Source organism: Pseudomonas sp. H3_D04, from assembly GCF_054669175.1.
The window spans coordinates 5936320-5955780 of the sequence record NZ_CP162801.1 but is presented as its reverse complement, the minus strand read 5'-3'; the positions used below and the strand labels follow the sequence as shown (position 1 = coordinate 5955780).

The window sequence follows — 19461 nt, the reverse complement described above, 5'->3', positions numbered from 1 at the left end:
CGGCACAGACCGGGTCCTTATCGAGATGATTTCTATCATGTCCTCCGCTGCATCTTTCCGCACAGAAAAAGACCTGCTTGGCGTACTCGAAGTACCTGCTCAAGCGTATTACGGCATCCAGACCCTGCGAGCGGTGAACAACTTCCGTCTCTCCGGCGTTCCGATTTCGCATTACCCGAAGCTGGTTGTCGGCCTGGCGATGGTCAAACAGGCCGCCGCTGACGCCAACCGCGAGCTGGGTCACCTGAGCGAAGCCAAGCACGCGGCCATCAGCGAAGCCTGTGCCCGTCTGATCCGCGGCGATTTCCACGAAGAGTTCGTGGTGGACATGATTCAAGGCGGCGCTGGCACTTCGACCAACATGAATGCCAACGAAGTCATCGCCAACATCGCGCTGGAGGCCATGGGTCACCAGAAGGGCGAATACCAATACCTGCACCCGAACAACGACGTGAACATGGCGCAGTCGACCAACGACGCCTACCCGACCGCGATCCGCCTGGGTCTGCTGCTGGGTCACGACGCGCTGCTGGCCAGCCTCGACAGCCTGATCCAGGCGTTCGCTGCCAAGGGTGTTGAGTTCAGCCACGTCTTGAAGATGGGCCGTACCCAGCTGCAAGACGCCGTGCCGATGACCCTGGGTCAAGAATTCCGCGCCTTCGCCACCACGTTGAGCGAAGACCTGGCACGCCTGAAAACACTGGCCCCTGAACTGCTGACCGAAGTGAACCTGGGCGGCACCGCGATCGGTACCGGTATCAACGCCGACCCGCGTTATCAGCACCTGGCCGTTCAGCGCCTGGCCCTGATCAGCGGTCAACCGCTGGTTCCGGCGGCCGACCTGATCGAAGCCACCTCCGACATGGGCGCCTTCGTGCTGTTCTCCGGCATGCTCAAGCGCACCGCGGTCAAGCTGTCGAAGATCTGCAACGACCTGCGCCTGCTGTCCAGCGGCCCGCGCACCGGCATCAACGAAATCAACCTGCCGGCGCGTCAGCCAGGCAGCTCGATCATGCCCGGCAAGGTCAACCCGGTAATCCCGGAAGCGGTTAACCAGGTAGCGTTCCAGATCATCGGCAACGACCTGGCCCTGACCATCGCTGCCGAAGGCGGCCAGTTGCAACTGAACGTGATGGAGCCGCTGATCGCCTTCAAGATCTTCGACTCGATCCGCCTGCTGCAACGCGCCATGGACATGCTGCGCGAGCACTGCATCGTCGGCATCACCGCCAACGAAGAGCGTTGCCGTGAGCTGGTCGAGCACTCGATCGGCCTGGTCACCGCGCTGAACCCGTACATCGGCTATGAAAACGCCACCCGCATCGCCCGTATCGCCCTCGAAAGCGGCCGCGGCGTGCTGGAACTGGTGCGCGAAGAAGGCTTGCTCGACGACGAAATGCTCGCCGACATCCTGCGCCCGGAAAACATGATTGCTCCGCGTCTGGTGCCTTTGAAGGCTTGACCGAACGCAGACTCTTGCTCTTTTAACGAAGAGCACCAGGAGCCACACGCTCACCAGGTCGAGGGACTAGACACCTCTCACCTTTTGAGGGCTTGGGGATTTATTCCCCAAGCCCTTTTTTTTAACTTTTGTAAGGAAAACCGTCTTCTGTAGGAGTGAGCCTGCTCGCGATGAACGATAACGCGGTGTAACTGAAATACCGCGGTGCCTGCATCGCGAGCAGGCTCACTCCTACAAAGGCCTGGCTCAAAAAGTCAGGTGTTTCAAAGGCTTCGTTTCGTCGCTTGCACCACAACCGTGCAGACGGACGGCACTCTCCTAGGTATAGTGCCGCCCCTCTTCGCGTGAGCGGTCGTCGGTAACGAGGCCCAAACCCATGCGAAACCCGAACTAATAACAAACCTGCGATATGGGCCCGGGACGAACACTCGCCTCACTGTTGTGCCACGTGCACACCGGTGTAACGCGATGTTTCTGCCTGCCCAACATTTGCCTACACAAAAAACAGCGAGGAATAATCCATGCTCGAAGTCATTAACGACTTCCTCTCAGGGAAAGTACTGATCGTGCTCATTGTCGGGCTCGGTAGCTACTTCACGATCCGCTCGCGTTTCGTTCAATTGCGCCATTTCTTCCACATGTTCGCGGTGTTCCGCGACAGCCTGAAAAGCAGCGCCGGCCAACTCAGTTCGTTCCAGGCCTTGATGCTCAGCCTCGCCGGCCGTGTCGGCGCGGGTAACATCGCCGGTGTCGGCATCGCCGTTACCCTGGGTGGCCCGGGGGCGGTGTTCTGGATGTGGGTGACCGCACTGGTCGGCATGTCCAGCAGCTTCTTCGAATGTTCCCTCGGCCAGCTCTACAAGCGCTGCGATGCCGACGGCACCTACCGTGGCGGCCCGTCCTATTACATCCAGCACGGTCTGCAGAAACGCTGGCTGGGCATGATCATGGCGTTCCTGTTGCTGGTGACCTTCGGGTTTGCCTTCAACGGCCTGCAATCCCACGCCGTGACTCACTCGCTGAACAACGCGTTCGGCCTCGACACCACCTACACAGGCCTGGCCCTGGCGGTGCTGCTCGGTCTGGTGTTCATCGGCGGGATCAAGCGCATCGCCAAGGTCGCTGACCTGCTGGTGCCGGTGAAAACCCTGGTGTACATCGGCGTGACCATCTATGTGATCGTGCTGCAATTCGACCAGGTTCCGGGCATGCTGATGACCATCGTCAAAAGTGCTTTCGGTCTGGACCAGGCCTTCGGCGGCCTGATCGGCAGCGCGATTGTCATGGGCGTGAAGCGTGGCGTGTTCGCCAACGAAGCGGGCCTGGGCAGTGCGCCGAACGTGGCGGCCGTGGCTTCCGTCGAGCACCCGGTGGCACAAGGCGTGGTTCAGGCGTTCAGCGTGTTCCTCGATACTTTCGTGATCTGCACCTGCACCGCATTGCTGATCCTGCTCTCGGGTTTCTACACCCCAGGCTTCGAAGGCGACGGCATTGCCCTGACCCAGAACTCGCTGGCCGCCGTGGTCGGTGACTGGGGTCGCAGCTTCATTTCCGTGGCGTTGTCGTTGTTCGTGTTCACCTCGATCCTCTACAACTACTACCTGGGCGAGAGCAACCTGCGCTTCCTGATCGGTGAAAACCGCAAGGCGCTGATTGGCTACCGCGCGCTGGTGCTGGTGTTGATTTTCTGGGGCGCCATCGAAAACCTCGGCACGGTGTTCGCCTTCGCCGACATCACCATGACCATGCTCGCGTTCGTGAACCTGATCGCGCTGTTCCTGCTGTTCAAGGTCGGCATGCGCATCCTGCGTGACTACGATGACCAGCGTGCCGCCGGGATCAAGACGCCGGTATTCGATTCGAGCAAATTCCCGGATCTGGACCTGGACTTGAACGCCTGGCCAGCCAATCCGCCGGCCGCGGCTCCAAAGGCTGAAGCCGAACTGCAAGGCGTACCCGCAGCGCAACGCTGATGGGTAAACGACGGGCGCATCCTCTGCGCCCGTCAGTTAAAGTGCACAACTTGTGAGAGCGGGCAGGCTCGCTTGTATGTTTAGACTTGAAGGGGTGGGTGGGACTAAAGCTCGTCATCTGACTCTGACCAGTACAGACCGTGGGAGACTTCGTCCCACCCCTTCACCTAATGCGCCGATAAGGAATGCATCGGCTCGGACCGACGATAGAAACAAGCCAGCGCAACGGTGAACCCCGTCAAGTATCTAAACCCTAGCTCGGAGGGTGTGCCATGACAATCCTGGATTCGCAGGTGGTCGTCGGTGTGGATGTGGCGAAGGACGAGATCGTTATCTATCGATCCGACCTGGAAAAGACCCTAAATATCGCGAACAAGCGATCAACCTTGAAGCAATGGCTCAAGACGCTGCCAGCGCACAGCGCTATCGCGCTAGAAGCGACCAATATCTATCACCTTGATACAACGGAAATGGCCCATGAAATGGGCCATGACGTTTACGTCATCGATGGCAGTCGCCTCAACAAATACCGCGATGGAATAGGCATGAGGGCGAAAACAGATACGTTGGATGCCGAACTGCTGGCCCGTTACTTGAGCCGCGAATCCGACAGATTGAGGATCTGGAATCCGCCACCGAAGGCTTACACACAAATGAAAAGCCTGCTTCGCCGTCGGGCTCAGTTGGTCCGGGCCTGTGTTGCACTCAAGCAGAGCTGGAAAAACGAATCCTTGCTGAAAGAGCACTTCAACCAGCTTCTGGCCGCCATTGCCCAGTTCGAAAAGATGATTCAGAAAACGCTCAAGGAAATTGCTGAGGAAGGTGGGATTGATGATCAGGTGAAGCGTTGCCAGGCCATCGAGGGCGTAGGGCTCCTGACGGCCACCGCAGCGGCCACTGCTTTTATGCGTGGGGAATTTGCCAACAGCGACGAGTACGTCGCCTTCCTCGGCATGGATCCGCGTGTGAGGCAGTCAGGACAAAAGGATCAAAAGCGCCGACTCTCTAAACGAGGGGACTCGGAGTTCCGGCGCTTGTTTCACAATAGCGCTATGGCTGCCAGCCGTTCGCCGACCTGGAAGCCGTACTACGAACGCTATCTGGCCAGAGGTCTAAAAGGCACTCAGGCCTTGGTTATCCTGGCACGCAAGCTGGCCAGAGTGATGTTTGCCCTGATGAAAAACCAAACCGAATACAAGCCAAATTCTATGTTTGGGTGTTCCCCCCAAACATAGAATCTCCCACATGTCATCTCTTGCGGAGACTTTCCCATGGTTCCCAACTCCTACCCTGCCGCCCAGCACGTCATGGTGCTCTACACCGGTGGCACCATCGGCATGCAAGCCAGCGCCAATGGCCTGGCCCCGGCGTCCGGTTTCGATGCGCGGATGCGTGAATATCTGCACAGCCAGCCCGACGTGGTCGTGCCGCAGTGGCGCTTTCGCGAAATGTCGCCGCTGATCGACAGCGCCAACATGAGCCCGACGTACTGGCAGCAACTGCGTGAAGCGGTGGTCGACGCCGTTGATGTCCAAGGCTGCGACAGCGTGCTGATCCTGCACGGCACCGACACCCTCGCCTACAGCGCCGCCGCGATGAGTTTTCAATTGCTCGGCCTGAATGCCCCCGTGGTGTTCACCGGCTCGATGCTGCCGGCCGGCGTGACCGACAGCGATGCCTGGGAAAACCTCAGCGGTGCGCTGGTTGCCCTCGGCCATGGCCTGGCGCCGGGCGTACATCTGTATTTCCACGGCGAACTGCTGGACCCGACCCGTTGCGCAAAAGTCCGCAGCTTCGGTCGCCATCCGTTCAAGCGCCTGGAGCGTCAGGGCGGTGGTGTGAAGGCCACGTCGCTGCCGGCTCAATTGAATTACAACCAGAGCAAGCAACTGGCGAAAGTCGCGGTGCTGCCGTTGTTCCCAGGCATCGGCGCCGAGCAGCTTGATGGCGTGCTGAACAGCGGTATTCAAGCCCTGGTGCTGGAGTGTTACGGCAGCGGCACCGGGCCGAGCGACAACCCTGAATTTCTCGCCGCTCTGGAGCGGGCGCGGGACAAAGGTGTAGTTGTTGTCGCCGTCACCCAATGCCATGAAGGTGGCGTTGAGCTGGATGTCTACGAGGCCGGTAGCCGGTTGCGAGGCGTGGGTGTGCTTTCGGGCGGCGGCATGACCCGTGAGGCGGCGTTGGGCAAGTTGCATGGGTTGCTGGGTGCCGGGCTGGACACCTCTGAAGTCCGGCGTCTGGTCGAGCTCGACCTTTGCGGTGAACTGGTCTGATACACCGCAGGACCTGTAGGAGCGAGGCTAGCCCGCTAAGACGTCCTTGAAGGCGCCAAAAGCTTCGCGGGCAAGCCTCGCTCCTGCAAGTATTCATTCGCGGCATACAACTTGCTCGATTCCAGCATCCAATCGCTGGAACTTCCCATGCTCCACTCTCACCTCACCACCCTCAACGCCGTCTCCCTGGTGCTCAACACCTTCAAGGCCGAAGGCTTGTCCAGCGAAGCACTACTGGCAGGAAGCGGCATCAGCGCGGCGGATCTGAGCCGGGCGGACACGCGCATCACCACCAACCAGGAGATGCAGGTGTGTGCCAACGCCGTCGCGCTCAAGCGTGATATCGGCCTGGAACTGGGCCGGCGGATGCACGTTTCGTCCTACGGCATACTCGGTTATGCGCTACTCACCTCTGCCACCTTCGGTGACGCTTTGCGCCTGGCGATGCGTTATCCGGCGCTGTTGGGAACACTTTTCGAGTTGAGCCTGGAAGTCGACGGCGAGCGGGTGTGGTTCGTGGCTGCCGATTATCGAGAGAACCCGGCGCTGGCCGTGTTCAACGCCGAGTTCTGCCTGGTGTCGTTGAAAGTCATTTGCGATGACCTGCTCGGGCACCCGCTGCCATTGCTCGCCGCTCGCCTGGAACATACGGCGCCGGATTATCGGGCGAGCTACGCCGAACACTTCGACTGCCCGCTGCACTTCGACGCGCGAGATAACGCCTTCGCATTCGACAAGCGCTGGCTCGACCAGCCCTTGCCGCTGGCCGATGTCATCACCCATCAGGCCATGGTCGACCGCTGCCGCAAGCAGAACACCGAATTCACCGGGCGTCAGGCGTGGTTGGGGCGGATTCGGCAGTTGCTTCGTGCGCAACTGAATGCAGCCCCGGGGCTGGAAGGTTTGGCGTTGCAGATGAATTGCTCGGCGCGCACCTTGCGTCGCCATCTCAAGGACTTGGGGTGCAGCTATCAGGAATTGCTCGATGAACTGCGCTTCGAGCAGGCCAAGCAGATGCTCTGTGAGGATCAGCTGCCGATCTACCGGATCGCCGAGGCGCTGGGCTTCAGCGAAACCGCGAGTTTCCGCCATGCGTTCGTGCGCTGGAGTGGTGTGGCACCGAGTCAGTTTCGCCCTTGACCCACAACTCTCTGTAGGAGCGAGGCTTGCCCGCGAAGGCGTCTTCAAGTACGCCAAACGCTTCGCGGGCAAGTCTCGTGCCTACAGGTGGTTGCCCAACACCGGGGCACTTGCGCGCCAATAAAGGGCGAATTCCGGTCAGATCTTTTGGCCATATCGATCCCCTTTTGGCCTTTCCTGCCGTTCTCCGAATCGCGCTGCGCCGCAAGACTGTGTTCAACCGAATCAGCCTGCGGAGAACAAGAAATGCTGACGATCTACTCGGACGATCACCACCTGCACCACGGCCGTTGTGAATTGATGGACGGGCAACTGATGCCCTGCTTCGAAATGCCCTCGCGTGCCGACCATGTGCTGCAACGCGTGCAAACGCAGAACCTCGGCCCTGTCGAAGCGCCGAAGGATTTCGGCCTCGACCCGATCGCGCGCATCCACAGCCGCGACTACCTCGACTTCTTCAAAGGTGCATGGGCACGCTGGACCGAATTCAAAACCGACGGCGATTTACTGCCCTACACCTGGCCAGCCCGCACCTTGCGCCGGATCATCCCCACCAGCCTGCACGGCCAGCTCGGCTATTACAGCTTCGATGGCGGCGCGCCGATCACCGCCGGCACTTGGCAAGCGGCATACAGCGCAGCGCAAGTGGCCCTCACCGCGCAAGCCGCCATCCAGCGCGGCGCTCGCAGTGCCTTTGCCCTGTGCCGTCCACCGGGACACCACGCCGCCAGCGACTTGATGGGCGGTTATTGCTACCTCAACAACGCCGCCATCGCCGCTCAGGCGTTCCTCGATCAAGGCCACAAAAAGGTCGCGATCCTCGATGTCGACTACCACCACGGCAACGGCACCCAATCGATTTTCTACGAACGCAGCGATGTGCTGTTCACCTCGATCCACGGCCACCCGGAAGCCGAATTCCCGTTCTTCCTCGGCTATGAAGACGAGCTCGGCGAAGGGGCCGGTGAAGGCTTCAACTTCAACTACCCTTTGCCGGCTGGCAGCGGCTGGGACCGTTGGAGTGCAGCGCTGGAGCAAGCCTGCAACGAGATCGAAACATACGGCGCCGACATCGTCGTCGTGTCCCTGGGCGTCGATACGTTCAAGGACGATCCCATCTCCCAGTTCAAGCTCGACAGCCCCGATTACCTGGCCATGGGCGCGCGCATCGCGAAACTCGGCAAGCCGACGCTGTTCGTGATGGAAGGCGGCTACGCGGTAGAAGAAATCGGCATCAATGCCGTGAACGTTCTCGAAGGTTTTGAAAGCGCCCAATGAGGAATTAGAACAATGAACAGACTCACGCGTTTTATCGCACCGGTACTGTGCGCCACAGTACTCGGTGGCGCCGCCCACGCTGAAGAGCGAACGTTGCGCGTCTACAACTGGTTCGACTACATCACTCCCAAGGCGCTGGAAGACTTCAAGGCGCAGAACACCCAGACCAAACTGGTCTACGACATCTTCGACACCAACGAAGCACTCGAAGCCAAGCTGCTGACCGGTAACTCCGGCTACGACGTGGTGGTGCCCTCCAACGTGTTTCTCGCCAAGCAGATCGAAGCCGGCGTGTTCCAGCCCCTGGACCGTAGCAAATTGCCGAACTGGAACCACCTCGATCCGAAGCTGATGAAGCTGCTCGAAGGCAACGACCCGGGCAACAAATTCGCCGTGCCGTACATGTACGGGACCATCCTGATCGGCTTCAACCCGGACAAAGTCAAAGCCGCGCTGGGCGACAAGGCGCCGGTGGACAGCTGGGACCTGATCTTCAAGGAAGAGAACATCAGCAAGCTCAAGCAGTGCGGCGTCGCCCTGCTCGACTCGCCGTCGGAAATCCTGCCCCTGGCCCTGCAACACCTCGGCCTGGACCCTAACAGCAAGAAGCCGGCGGACTACGAAAAGGCTGAAGCGCTGTTGATGAAAATCCGTCCGTACATCACCTACTTCCACTCCTCCAAATACATGGCGGACATTGCCAACGGCGACATCTGCGTCGCGGTCGGTTATTCCGGCAGCTTCTCCCAGGCCGCCAACCGCGCCAAGGAAGCCAAAAATGGTGTGGTCGTCGATATGCGCCTGCCCAAGGAAGGCGCGCCGATCTGGTTCGACATGCTCGCAATCCCCAAAGGCGCGAAGAACCCGGAAGACGCCTACACCTTCATCAACTACCTGCTGCAACCCCAGGTGATTGCACCCGTCAGCGATTTCGTCGGCTACCCGAACCCGAACAAGGACGCCACGGAACTGGTCGACCCGGCGATCCGCAACAACCCGAACCTGTACCCGACCGAAACCGCGATGGGTACGCTGTACACCCTGCAACCGTTGCCGCGCGATGCCGAACGCGCGCGGACCCGGGCCTGGACCAAGATCAAGTCCGGGACCTGATACCCGACCGAAAACCGAAGACCCGCGGCGACGCGGGTTTTTTTGCCTGCGATATTTATGTACCACCCGACACGGGTGGCCGCCCGATACCTTCTCCCGATTCCGCGCTGCGCAATCAGCAGCGGCGCGCTCTCAGTCAGGAGACGACCATGTCCGAAACCGTTGCCCCGAGTGCAGAAGAGCTACTGACCCAACTGGTCACCGGCCCCTCGATCAGAGAAGTCGCAGCGGCCGCGCTGAGTCCTGCGCTCAACGCGCTGTATCCGCAGTTGAGGATTGACCCGACACTCGCCACGGTCGTCACCCCGACCTGGGTCGATACCGGCACCGAGGTAGTGCCCGGCCCTAACGTGTTTGAATCGCTCACCGATGTGTTGGTACGACTCGGTTTGTCAGGATCGACGGTGACGCTCATTGATGGAGAACACTTCCTGACCCTGCAACCGGGCGCGGAACCGCAGGCTCAACTGCCGGTGAAAATCGATGCCATCGGCTGCCTGCTCAATGCGCTCGCACCGCAGTTGTTCATCGCCTATCAGCAACAGCAGCTTGATTACTGGAACCAGGAGACAAGCCCTTCGACGCCGCGCTGGCATTCGCTCGCGAAATCGCTGCAGGACATCTGGAGCCCCGATCCCGCCTCGGACTGGGATGCGGATGAAAAAGCCATGGCCCAGGCCATCTTCGATCATCCGGATCGCGCAACTCGGACACAGGACAAGTACCTGACCAAGGCCTGCCTGATCGACACCGATCGGCTTGAGAACGCCGTCAGCGAACACCTGCGCGTTCTGGATATCGCCGTGTTCGTGGGCACATCGGGCACGCGCCCCCTGGTGCTGACGCACTCGATTGCCGAAGGGTTCAAGCGTTACGACTCGGTTGCCGCGCTGGGTGAAGCCGTGTTCAAACACCCTGGAACGTCAAGCGTCGAGCAGACCCTGCAATGGCGTCTGTATGAGCCCGAGGGCAATTTCTTTCACCACCAGGCCTGCGCGCTGATTGCGCTCGAGGTCGAAGCCATCGGTGCATTCGGTGCGGTCCAGCGCGCGTCAGCCACACCTCTTTCGCCACAAATCAGTGCGGCGGCAAAAAGCTTCACTGAATTTGAAGCCCTGCCGTCGTCACGCTTCAACAGGGTTCAAGGGTTGCTGACCGACTGGCTGAAAAACGCTTCGTCGGCGGACCTCTCCCGCTACAGCCGACACTTGATGGACCTGGCACAGCTGCGGGAACAGGACGCTGGAAAAACCTTCGACGAGGACATCGCGTCACTGCCGGCGTTTGCGCTGCAGACCCTGCGAGAGCAGATGATCAAGGATCATCCCGCGGCAGCGGACCTGGACCTGCAAGACATTGAAATCAGCATCACCAGCGTCGTGGTGCTCGGCGCTGTCGTGATACCCGGCAAGACGCAGACCACCACGCTGTCGCTGATCGAGCTGGCGCTGCAAAACCTGATTGCCATTCCGCTGGGAAACAAGACGGTGAACTGCAAAAACGGCGACGCAGTGCCCATCTGGATGACCCCTGCCTATCTTGAAAAGCTCGTCACACAGGTCAATATCGGTGGGGTTTACCCGGCGCTGATCAAGCGCAAGTTGCTTGACGACCCGGCAGAAACGTTGCGACGACAGACGCTCTACACCCGCCATCTGCGTATCCAGCTGCCCTTGCAGGCGCTGCAACAGAAGATGCGCGGCGAGGCGGGTATTGATGAACGTGGTTACCAGTACGTTAATGCCGTCATGCTGGAAAACGCTGCCGACCGCAGGGTAAACGGGCAGGAGATTGTCATTCGACCGCTGGCCTTTATGACCGGTGATCGCGCCAGCAGCCAAGGCGATGAAGTCGCCAACATGTTCGTCATCGGCCCCAGGCTCACCGATCAAGGACCGTGCCTGCTCTACCGACCATTGCTCACCCCCTCGTTGATGCAATACCCGAGCGAGGCCAATCTGCTGTATGCCATCAAACACGAAAAATCACTTCGCCAATCGATCCTGGCCTGGCTGTCCGACGATGTTCGGTTCAACTATTCCCAGTATGTGTTCTCGGGTGAGTTGCCTTCGGTCTGGACGTTGACCCAATTGCTGGTCGATCCCACGTCAGCCCTGGGCAAGATGGGCACGGTGACGCTCAGTGCAGCAGCCCTTGATGACACGCCGCTGGCCGCCGTGTTCAAGGCCAACGCCAACGCCATGATTACCTTGGCGGACCAACAATCGGTGTCCAATGCGCAAGCCCGCTGGGCAACACTCAAGCAAGGCACATGGATGCTGTTCAATGTCGCGCTGCCCTTTCTTGGTCGCACCGCCGGGGTGGCTGCGTGGATCTGGCAGATCATGGACGACTTGCAGGACATTACCGAGGCCGCTGAGAACGATGACAGCTCACTCGCCTGGTCCGCCCTGACCGATCTGCTGTTGACCCTTGGCATGGTGCTGGCTCATCGCGCCGCCACTCGCAACAAACCCGTCTCGCGGTTGCCCGAGAAGGTCGAGCCGCCACGCGTCATACCCGAAAGCAAGCCTGCGCACACCATCACGGTGAGTCATCTGCCCGACCTCAATCAGCCTCCACCCTCCCATGAGGTAGCGATGCACGCCATCGCCACGCTGCCGCCTTCATCCCTGGGCGTCTTGCTTGATGAACTGGCCGTCGCCGAACCCAAAGGGATGGCCGCCGCCTCCAGCGAGCCCGGCCTTCGCCAACACCTCGGTTCGCTCAAGGGAAAATGGTATGCGAAGGTTGGCCAGCGATGGTTCGAGGTCACCCTCAACGACAATGACGATGTGCAGATCATTGATTCACGCCGGTCTCCCGCACGCACGGGGCCGTTGCTGATCAAGAACGCCAGGGGTGAATGGTTTATCGATACGCGGCTGAGGCTCAAGGCCGGAGGCAAGGAGAAACAACGGCTGGAGCAACAAAACCGGCAACGCCAGGCTGAACTGAAACAGCAAATGATCGCGTTCGAAAGCCAGACCCAAAGCCGCGAAACAGAGCTCAAGGAAGCTCAAAAAAACGCCCAGGCGACGACCGCCACCGACACCCATCGCCGCGTGTACCTTGAAATGCTCGACGCGCAGATGTCACTCCTCAGCATCAACATGGAACAGATGAAAGCCTTCAATGCTCGCGAGGCGATTCCCAATTACCGAAAAGCGATGATCAGTCGCCTGGATTTCCAGCTGTCGCTGCTGCAAAGATGGTTCGTTCAACAGCAGTCGGTTTTCGGCAATCAAATGCGCTTTTCCCTCGATATTCTCGACAACCCGTCAACGGAAAATACACAGACCACCCGGCAAATCCATCAACTCACCGGCGAGTTGACCGCCAGCTACATCAATAAAATCGAGTCGGCACAGGCGTGCTTCGAGCAACTGAACCTGCTCGGCAAAGAAGCCATCGAAGTTATCCGCGACGTTAAAGCCAACATGCCGTCGTTCGATTTAAAGGACCTCAAACTGTTTCAGATCACACTCGGCCAGGAGTTGTGCCTCGACAACAGCGTTGAGCCCGCACCTGAAGCGCGCCAGGCACTGGAGAGCGTTGTCGAAAATGCAGGCCTTGCGATTCAGGCCTCACTGGACCTGATCGCTGACGAAGAAGTGCTGCACTTGCCGGATCGGATCGACGGGCTCAGCGATCTGGTGGAGCAACTGACGATCACCGACCAGCGCATCGTCGATCTGCCCACGGAGTTTCCCGGTCAGTTCCTGCAACCAGCCCTCGACGTGATGCGCCAACGTCTCGACGGTTTTCAACAGCGCACCGTGAAACACCTGGCGAGCTTGCTGCGGGAGCGCCAGGCGCTCGAGCCGCTACCCGGCCCTTCCCGTCCACCGACCGCGCCCGCCAAGCGAATCATCAAGACCCGCTACAAAGGTACTGTGGTGGGCCAGCCTCGTGCCGACTCCATGACACACGGTTCAGAACTGATCGACGTGACCTCGGCGCTGACCGGTAAAGTCATCTCGACTTTTCATGAGAAAACCCCGGGGGTCTGGGTTGAAAGAGTGGCCCCGCCACCGGTTTCCGCCGTCGTTCTCCAACCCGACTTGAGTGCAAGCACCGCTCAAGGGCAGGCGTTGCTGGAGGGATTGGAAGCGTTCATTCGTCGAACGCAAGCCCATTCAAAAGGGATGCGTCGAATCCCCGTGGAAATCGAGGAGATGTTTCATCAGCAGGCTCACCGGCTGCAGGACGCCGCCAGCGCAATCGACGCAGCGTTGGTCGCGACCAATGCCACCGAGGGCGGTCCGGGATCCGTCGTCGTTTTGGTCAAGCAGCTAAACGACGCGGCGACCAAGCTGTATAACCAGGGACGCGTCACGCGAATCAGCATGACCAAACTACAGCCGCCGACAGCGGAGCGCGTCCGCTGGCTGCAAAGCGAAGGTCAGGTCGACATCGTCAAGAATCCAGGCCGACGCTTGCTCAAAAGCCGTAAACGAGACTATCTCGAGGAATATGAGGTCCGCGATCACAGCAACCAAAGTGTTCTGTGGTATGCCCACTTCCACTATGCGGAGCCCGCTTCACCTGCACAAACCTTCACCGCGGCACACCTGAAAACCGTGCAACAACGACTGCTGGGTGGCGCATCCGAGTCCCGCCACGCCAACGACGACCTCCAGGCGATCTCGATCTACCGCAGCGAGATCAGCCCGCAACTGGCGACGTCCCTGTTCTTCGCAAAAGTACCGGCCTCGGCCTCAGGGTCATAAACCGTGCTGAACCCGAGACCTGCATTCGCGGGTCTTTTTTTACCCGCGATATCTATCTACCACCTCCAGTGGCCGACGCCTGATTACCGTCGATGCACCAAGAGGCTTTCCCGGCCTCGTCATTGCCCCCACCTAAGGACGCCAGACCTTTTCCAGTCGCCCGAGCGCGGCGCTGATGGCCGCCTCGGGCACCGCCGCGAAACCCAGGACCAGCCCCGCGCGCTGGTCCATAGGTGTTGTCGAATCCGGCAACCAATAACCGCTCAGGGCATTGATCTCGACGTCGACACTCGCCGCCTGCTCCACCAGCTCGCGCTCGCGGGCCTGTGAGTCGACCGCCACGGTCAGATGCAGCCCTGCCGCGACACTGGGCAGGCTGCCGATGCCGGGAATATTCCGCGGCCAACCGGCCAGCAAGGTATCGCGCCGGCTCAGGGCCGCGCGACGCATGCGGCGGATATGCCGCTGGAAATGCCCGGCAGCCATGAACTCGGCCATGACCGCTTGGGTACTGACCTCGGAGTGCCGGACGTCCACCGCTCGACGTTGCGAAAACGCCTGCACCAGCGTTGGTGGCAACACCAGGTAACCCAGGCGCAGCGCCGGGAAGGCAACTTTGCCAAACGTCCCGACGTACAAAACCCGGCCCTGCCGGTCGAGTGCGGCCAACGGGGCCAGTGGCGCGCCGCTGTAGCGGTATTCGCCATCGTAGTCGTCCTCGACGATCCAGCCTTGGGTACGTTCGGCCCAGGCCAGTAACTCAAGACGTCGCGCCAGGCTCATCACCACCCCGGTCGGGTATTGATGCGACGGCGTGACATACGCCAGTCGACAATCGCTGAGGCCATTCAATTCGTGGCAGTCGATGCCCTCACTGTCCACCGCCACGCCATGCAATCGCGCACCGGCCACGGCGAAGGCATGACCTGCCGCCCGATACCCCGGATTCTCGATCGCCACCCCATCGCCCGGTTCCACCAGCAGCTGTGCACAAAGGCTAATCCCCTGCTGCGCGCCGCTGGTGATCACTATTTGCTCAGCCGAACACTGCATCCCTCGTGAACTGCGCAAATACGCGGCGATCATGCCGCGCAAACGCTCGTCCCCCGCCGGATCGCCATAACACAGTTGCTGTAAATCCGGTTTACGCCAGAAAGCGGCATTCAGCTTGGCCCAGACCTCGAAAGGAAACAGATCGAACGCCGGAACACCCACCCGAAAAGCCCGCGGCGGACCGCTCGGCGGCAGGGCCAAATGGTTCTTTTCTACGCGCCCCAACGCGCCACTGTGGATAACTTTACTGGATGAAATCACAGGTAAATCCAGCCAATTTGTGGATAAGGCTGTGGGTAAACCTGTTGACAACCCTGTGGATACTTTTGTGGATAATTTTTTTCCGGATGCCGCGGTTTGAGGCAATTGCGCGACGTAAGTCCCGTCACCGACACGCCCTTCGATAAACCCCTCGGCATAGAGCTGGTCGTAGGCCCGCACCACACTGTTGCGGGAAATTGCCAACGCCGCCGCCAGATCCCGGGTGGCCGGCAATCGCGTGCCACTGGCCAGTCGTCCGTCGAGCACCCGCAGGCGCAAGGCCTGATAGAGCTGGCGACTCAGACCTTGGCGACGGTCGAGTTCGATACCCGCGGGGTTGAAGGACAACGAAAGCGACGTTCCGCTCATGACAATGGACCTACGAAATTGGTCATTAATGGCTCTTACAACAGACCAATAGCCTGCCTAGGATGGATGCATTCGCCAAGGAATATTTCCATGTACAACCCCAGCGGCTTTGCCATCAAAGATTTGCATGAACTGCAGCAGCAGATAATCGACACGCGTCTCGCCATGGTGGTCACCCACGGCGAGCAAGGTTTGCAAGCCAGTCATCTGCCGCTGTTATTCAATCCTGAGCAGGGCCCGAATGGCACCCTCTACGGCCACTTCGCCCGGGGCAATCCCCAGTGGAAGGAACTGCAGAACGGCGCAGAAGCCCTGGTGATTTTTGCCGGTGCCGACGCTTATGTCAGCCCGGGGTTTTACCCGAGCAAAGCCGAGCACGGCAAAGTCGTGCCGACCTGGAACTACGTCGCCGTGCACGCTTACGGAACCGCCGACGTGTTCACCGAGGCCGATCGCCTGCTCAACCTGGTGAGTGCGCTGACCGATCGTCACGAAGCGAGTCGCCAGCAGTCGTGGAAAGTCACCGACGCGCCCGCCGACTACATCGACGGCATGCTCAAAGCCATCGTCGGGTTTGCCCTGCCGATCCAGCGCCTGGAAGGCAAGCGCAAGCTCAGTCAGAACCGCAGCGCTGCAGACATCGCCGGTGTGCGCGAGGGGCTCGCCGCCAGCCCTGATGTGCATGACCAGGCCCTCGCCCACTTGATGCGTTAAGGAATGATCATGAGTCAGATTGAAATTCGCCCGGTCAGCGCAGACGATCACGCCGCCTGGCTGCCGCTGTGGCAAGCCTACCTGCGCTTCTACAACACCGAATTGGCCGATGCGGTCACGGACAGCACCTGGCAGCGCATGCTCGACCCGAATGAACCGACTCACTCGGCGTTGGCCTGGGTCGATGGCAAGGCGGTCGGCATGGTGAACTTCATCTACCATCGCTCGAACTGGAGTATCGAAAACTCCTGCTACCTTCAAGACTTGTTGGTAACGCCGCAAACCCGGGGCACCGGCATCGGCCGCAAGCTCATCGAATTTGTGTACGCCACCGCCAAAGCGGATGGTTGCTGCAAGGTCCACTGGCTGACCCACGAAACCAACGCCACCGCGATCCAGCTCTACGAGCGCATCGCCGAACGCCCCGGTTTCATCCAGTTTCGCAAAGCCCTTTAAGGTTCAAGGAGAACACTATGTCGACTTCACTCGCAGACTGGAAAGGCGCCCCGGCGCCGTCGGTTCAAACCATCGAAGGGCGTTTCATCCGCCTGGAAAAACTCGACCCGTCGCGTCACGCCGAGGGTTTATGGAAAGCCCTGCAAGGCCCGGGATCAGACCCGAAACTCTGGGACTATCTGCCTTACGGCCCTTTCCCGGAGCGTAGCGCTTTCAATGATTGGCTGAACAACCATGCGGCCAACAGCGACCCGTATTTCTTCAGCGTGATCGACCGTGCCAGCGGTGATGTACAGGGCCTCCTGAGTCTGATGTCGATCGTCCCGGCCCAAGGTCGCATCGAAATCGGCCACGTCACCTTCGGCGCGCCGATGCAGCGTTCGCCGAAAAGCACCGAGGCCGTTTACTTGCTGGCCAAGGAATCCTTTGCACTGGGCTACCGGCGCCTGGAGTGGAAATGCAATAACGGCAACGCCCGCTCCAAGTACGCGGCCGAGCGGCTTGGGTTCAGTTTTGAAGGCGTGTTCCGTCAGCACATGGTGGTCAAGGGAGAGAACCGGGATACGGCGTGGTATTCGATTCTGGATTCAGAATGGCCGGCGATTGGCGCGGGGTTTGAGCAGTGGCTATCCGATGAAAACCAGACGGAGTCCGGGCAGGTGAAAACACTGGTCGAGTGCCGCGGGTAGCTTTCAGAGTCTGGACGTACGGCTTCGCGGGCGAGCCGGATCGCCCGCGAAGTTTTGGATGTTCATTAACGCCTCGCTAAATCCCGCCTCCAGCCCAGCGAACCTGAAGTATCACAACCGTCCTCAATCAACATTGGCGAAATGCAGGCGCATTTATGAATGAAGCCCATACCCGCAACTTCAGTCCGTTGCTACACCCATTAAGCAAAAGCGGAGCTTGAGTTTTCTTAGTTCAAGTCTCGCCGAATCCGCACTACACCCATCTTCAGTCCAAACGGCTTGAACACGGCATTCAGCGATTTCAACGTTTGATTCCCTTCCCCATGCTCGATATGTACCAGCGTGCGCACCGAAATTTTGCACATTTTTGCGAATTGGGTCTGGTGCAGCCCTGTGGCCTCTACTCGTAATCGACGAACTGCCTCGCCTATCTCAAGAGTGCCTTGAGCCAGCCCTTCCTGGATACTTTCAATGAGTACAGTACGCTCGGCCACGGTCATGCTCATTTCAGGTCCCACTCTTTCAAACGCTGCTCCAGATTTTTCAAGGCAATTCGCGGGTGATTCATTGTTGCGTCGGGCAAGCCACTGGCGGTCAAAATGTCGGGGAGTGCTGCCAGATGTTTGGCATCCTCGCGCAATCGTTCGAAAGAATTCGACGCGTCACTCACCGCAGCTAATGGATCATTTGGATCGGCAATGTCAGCCAATGCTCGACATACGCCACGCCAATCAACGTCACCCGCTCTCTCCAGCTCTTTTGGCCATTTGGTAGTGCGTGTCACACCTTCGTCGTCCATCACCATAGGCGCCAGATCATAGATCGGTGCTAAACGAAACGAAGCTGTGTCCCGAAGGATTGCGGTGTTGCGGCCATGGTTATCTGAGTTGCCGAGGATTTTATTGATCAGATCCCGACGCAGGTAGTCAGCAACAAGATTCGGGATTTGGTCCGTCTGCCCCGCTTCACGCCAGAGTCTCGCAAGTAGCCGGATAACCTCCATGTGGTCCATTGCGCTACCGGGCGTGGTTATTTGCGCCAAAGAATAGATCGACTCCACGGCAAAACGCTCGACCCCCTGAGGGGTTACTTGTCGGTCAAAACGCTGCATCCACAAACTAGGTTTGGTCGCCTCTTCCAACGCCAAGCCCTGTTCTGCCACCGTCTCGATGTCTAGTTTCTGTAGTGCTTTGTAGTAGTGGTATTCGCTTCTGAGGATATCTTGATCGTTCCTGTTTCCTTTGTTGCGAGAGAACTTCACGAACCAGTGCTGGGTAACGTCTGCGTCGTCCAATACTGCGTCCGGGTATAAATTTCCATCCTTACCCTGAACTAACAAAAGTTTGGGCGCCTCGCCACCCGCCCCCGTTGCTCCACCAATAGCGGCGCCTTGCTCATAGGCATATTCGAGAAACCGGTTATCACGACTAATGACCTCTTGGCGTTTAAACCCTATAGCCTCACGCTGATCTACCGCCTCGACGGACTCCTTTATGCGCATATTGCCAATCGGTGCCGGAGTGCTTCTGGCCACTAAATAAAGATCAGTACTGATATCAGCAGGCTTGTCGCGACCTATGCGCGCCAGAAGAAATCTCTTGGCTGCACCGGAAGGAGCAATATCGTGCAGAAATGCTGGTGCACTGGATCGCTTGCCCTCCCATTCAAGGGGAAACCTGGCACTCACCGCCTTGGCAAATGGAGCTCCGATGTCCTCAATATTTTCGATGAGATAAGGTGTTGCGTAGCCGAAGTTACATCGACTTTCGAATCCTTTTTCAGGGCTGTCGAAGCTCAAGACCATGGCGTCGTGCCATTTCCCTGTAATGAAAATCTGTAAAGTCAGGTCGTACATGCCATCAGCACCTGCATAAATGCATTTCTTGAGGATTTCTTAAGCCTTGAGTGCACTATAGTGCGTTTGTGAAGCTCCAGGCCTACGCT

Annotated in this window: 14 protein-coding genes; 11 read left to right on the top strand and 3 right to left on the bottom strand. The window is 59.2% G+C overall.

Annotation, left to right across the window (positions count from 1 at the left end; all coding sequences use genetic code 11):
- Window positions 1–37: 37 nt before the first annotated feature.
- From aspA to AB4N91_RS27290, 8 genes are all read left to right on the top strand, one after another.
- On the top strand, window positions 38–1462 hold the full coding sequence (gene aspA / locus AB4N91_RS27325; RefSeq protein ID WP_010465341.1) for an aspartate ammonia-lyase: 1425 nt from the start codon (window positions 38–40) through the stop codon (window positions 1460–1462).
- A 521-nt stretch (window positions 1463–1983) separates the two neighbouring features.
- Window positions 1984–3435: an alanine/glycine:cation symporter family protein gene (locus AB4N91_RS27320; protein WP_010465343.1), complete on the top strand. Its 1452-nt coding sequence runs from the start codon at window positions 1984–1986 to the stop codon at window positions 3433–3435.
- A 272-nt stretch (window positions 3436–3707) separates the two neighbouring features.
- A complete protein-coding gene (locus AB4N91_RS27315) occupies window positions 3708–4670 on the top strand; it encodes an IS110 family transposase (protein WP_017341458.1) in 963 nt (320 codons plus the stop codon).
- A 36-nt stretch (window positions 4671–4706) separates the two neighbouring features.
- The gene (locus AB4N91_RS27310) at window positions 4707–5711 is read left to right on the top strand and encodes an asparaginase (RefSeq protein ID WP_154912737.1); all 1005 of its coding nucleotides are present in this window, start codon (window positions 4707–4709) and stop codon (window positions 5709–5711) included.
- 147 nt (window positions 5712–5858) lie between these two features.
- Window positions 5859–6851 (top strand): AraC family transcriptional regulator, encoded by a 993-nt coding sequence (locus AB4N91_RS27305; protein WP_083375439.1) that lies wholly within the window; start codon window positions 5859–5861, stop codon window positions 6849–6851.
- Window positions 6852–7097: 246 nt separating this feature from the next.
- Window positions 7098–8129 (top strand): histone deacetylase family protein, encoded by a 1032-nt coding sequence (locus tag AB4N91_RS27300; protein ID WP_154912736.1) that lies wholly within the window; start codon window positions 7098–7100, stop codon window positions 8127–8129.
- Between the two features lie 12 nt (window positions 8130–8141).
- The gene (locus tag AB4N91_RS27295; protein ID WP_010465352.1) at window positions 8142–9242 is read left to right on the top strand and encodes a polyamine ABC transporter substrate-binding protein; all 1101 of its coding nucleotides are present in this window, start codon (window positions 8142–8144) and stop codon (window positions 9240–9242) included.
- A gap of 149 nt (window positions 9243–9391) precedes the next feature.
- On the top strand, window positions 9392–13975 hold the full coding sequence (locus tag AB4N91_RS27290) for a dermonecrotic toxin domain-containing protein (protein WP_460111937.1): 4584 nt from the start codon (window positions 9392–9394) through the stop codon (window positions 13973–13975).
- A 132-nt stretch (window positions 13976–14107) separates the two neighbouring features.
- Here the strand turns inward: AB4N91_RS27290 and pdxR are convergent, their stop codons facing one another.
- Window positions 14108–15658, bottom strand: coding sequence for a MocR-like pyridoxine biosynthesis transcription factor PdxR (pdxR, locus tag AB4N91_RS27285; RefSeq protein WP_460111936.1), 1551 nt, complete (start codon window positions 15656–15658; stop codon window positions 14108–14110).
- A 90-nt stretch (window positions 15659–15748) separates the two neighbouring features.
- Here pdxR and AB4N91_RS27280 point away from each other — a divergent pair, with 90 nt between their 5' ends.
- Genes AB4N91_RS27280 through AB4N91_RS27270 form a run of 3 tightly spaced genes read left to right on the top strand, consistent with a single transcriptional unit; the run spans window position 15749 to window position 17517 of the window.
- On the top strand, window positions 15749–16372 hold the full coding sequence (locus AB4N91_RS27280) for an FMN-binding negative transcriptional regulator (protein WP_102594424.1): 624 nt from the start codon (window positions 15749–15751) through the stop codon (window positions 16370–16372).
- Window positions 16373–16381: 9 nt separating this feature from the next.
- Window positions 16382–16828, top strand: coding sequence for a GNAT family N-acetyltransferase (locus AB4N91_RS27275; protein ID WP_102594425.1), 447 nt, complete (start codon window positions 16382–16384; stop codon window positions 16826–16828).
- A gap of 17 nt (window positions 16829–16845) precedes the next feature.
- Window positions 16846–17517, top strand: coding sequence for a GNAT family N-acetyltransferase (locus AB4N91_RS27270; protein WP_460111935.1), 672 nt, complete (start codon window positions 16846–16848; stop codon window positions 17515–17517).
- 227 nt (window positions 17518–17744) lie between these two features.
- Here the strand turns inward: AB4N91_RS27270 and AB4N91_RS27265 are convergent, their stop codons facing one another.
- Together AB4N91_RS27265 and AB4N91_RS27260 are read right to left on the bottom strand one after the other, a co-directional pair.
- Window positions 17745–18023 carry a helix-turn-helix domain-containing protein gene (locus AB4N91_RS27265; protein WP_083375432.1) on the bottom strand — a complete coding sequence of 93 codons (279 nt, stop codon included), beginning with the start codon at window positions 18021–18023 and terminating at the stop codon, window positions 17745–17747.
- On the bottom strand, window positions 18020–19372 hold the full coding sequence (locus AB4N91_RS27260) for a HipA domain-containing protein (protein WP_460111934.1): 1353 nt from the start codon (window positions 19370–19372) through the stop codon (window positions 18020–18022). The genes AB4N91_RS27265 and AB4N91_RS27260 overlap by 4 nt, the downstream gene beginning before the upstream one ends.
- Window positions 19373–19461 lie beyond the last annotated feature (89 nt).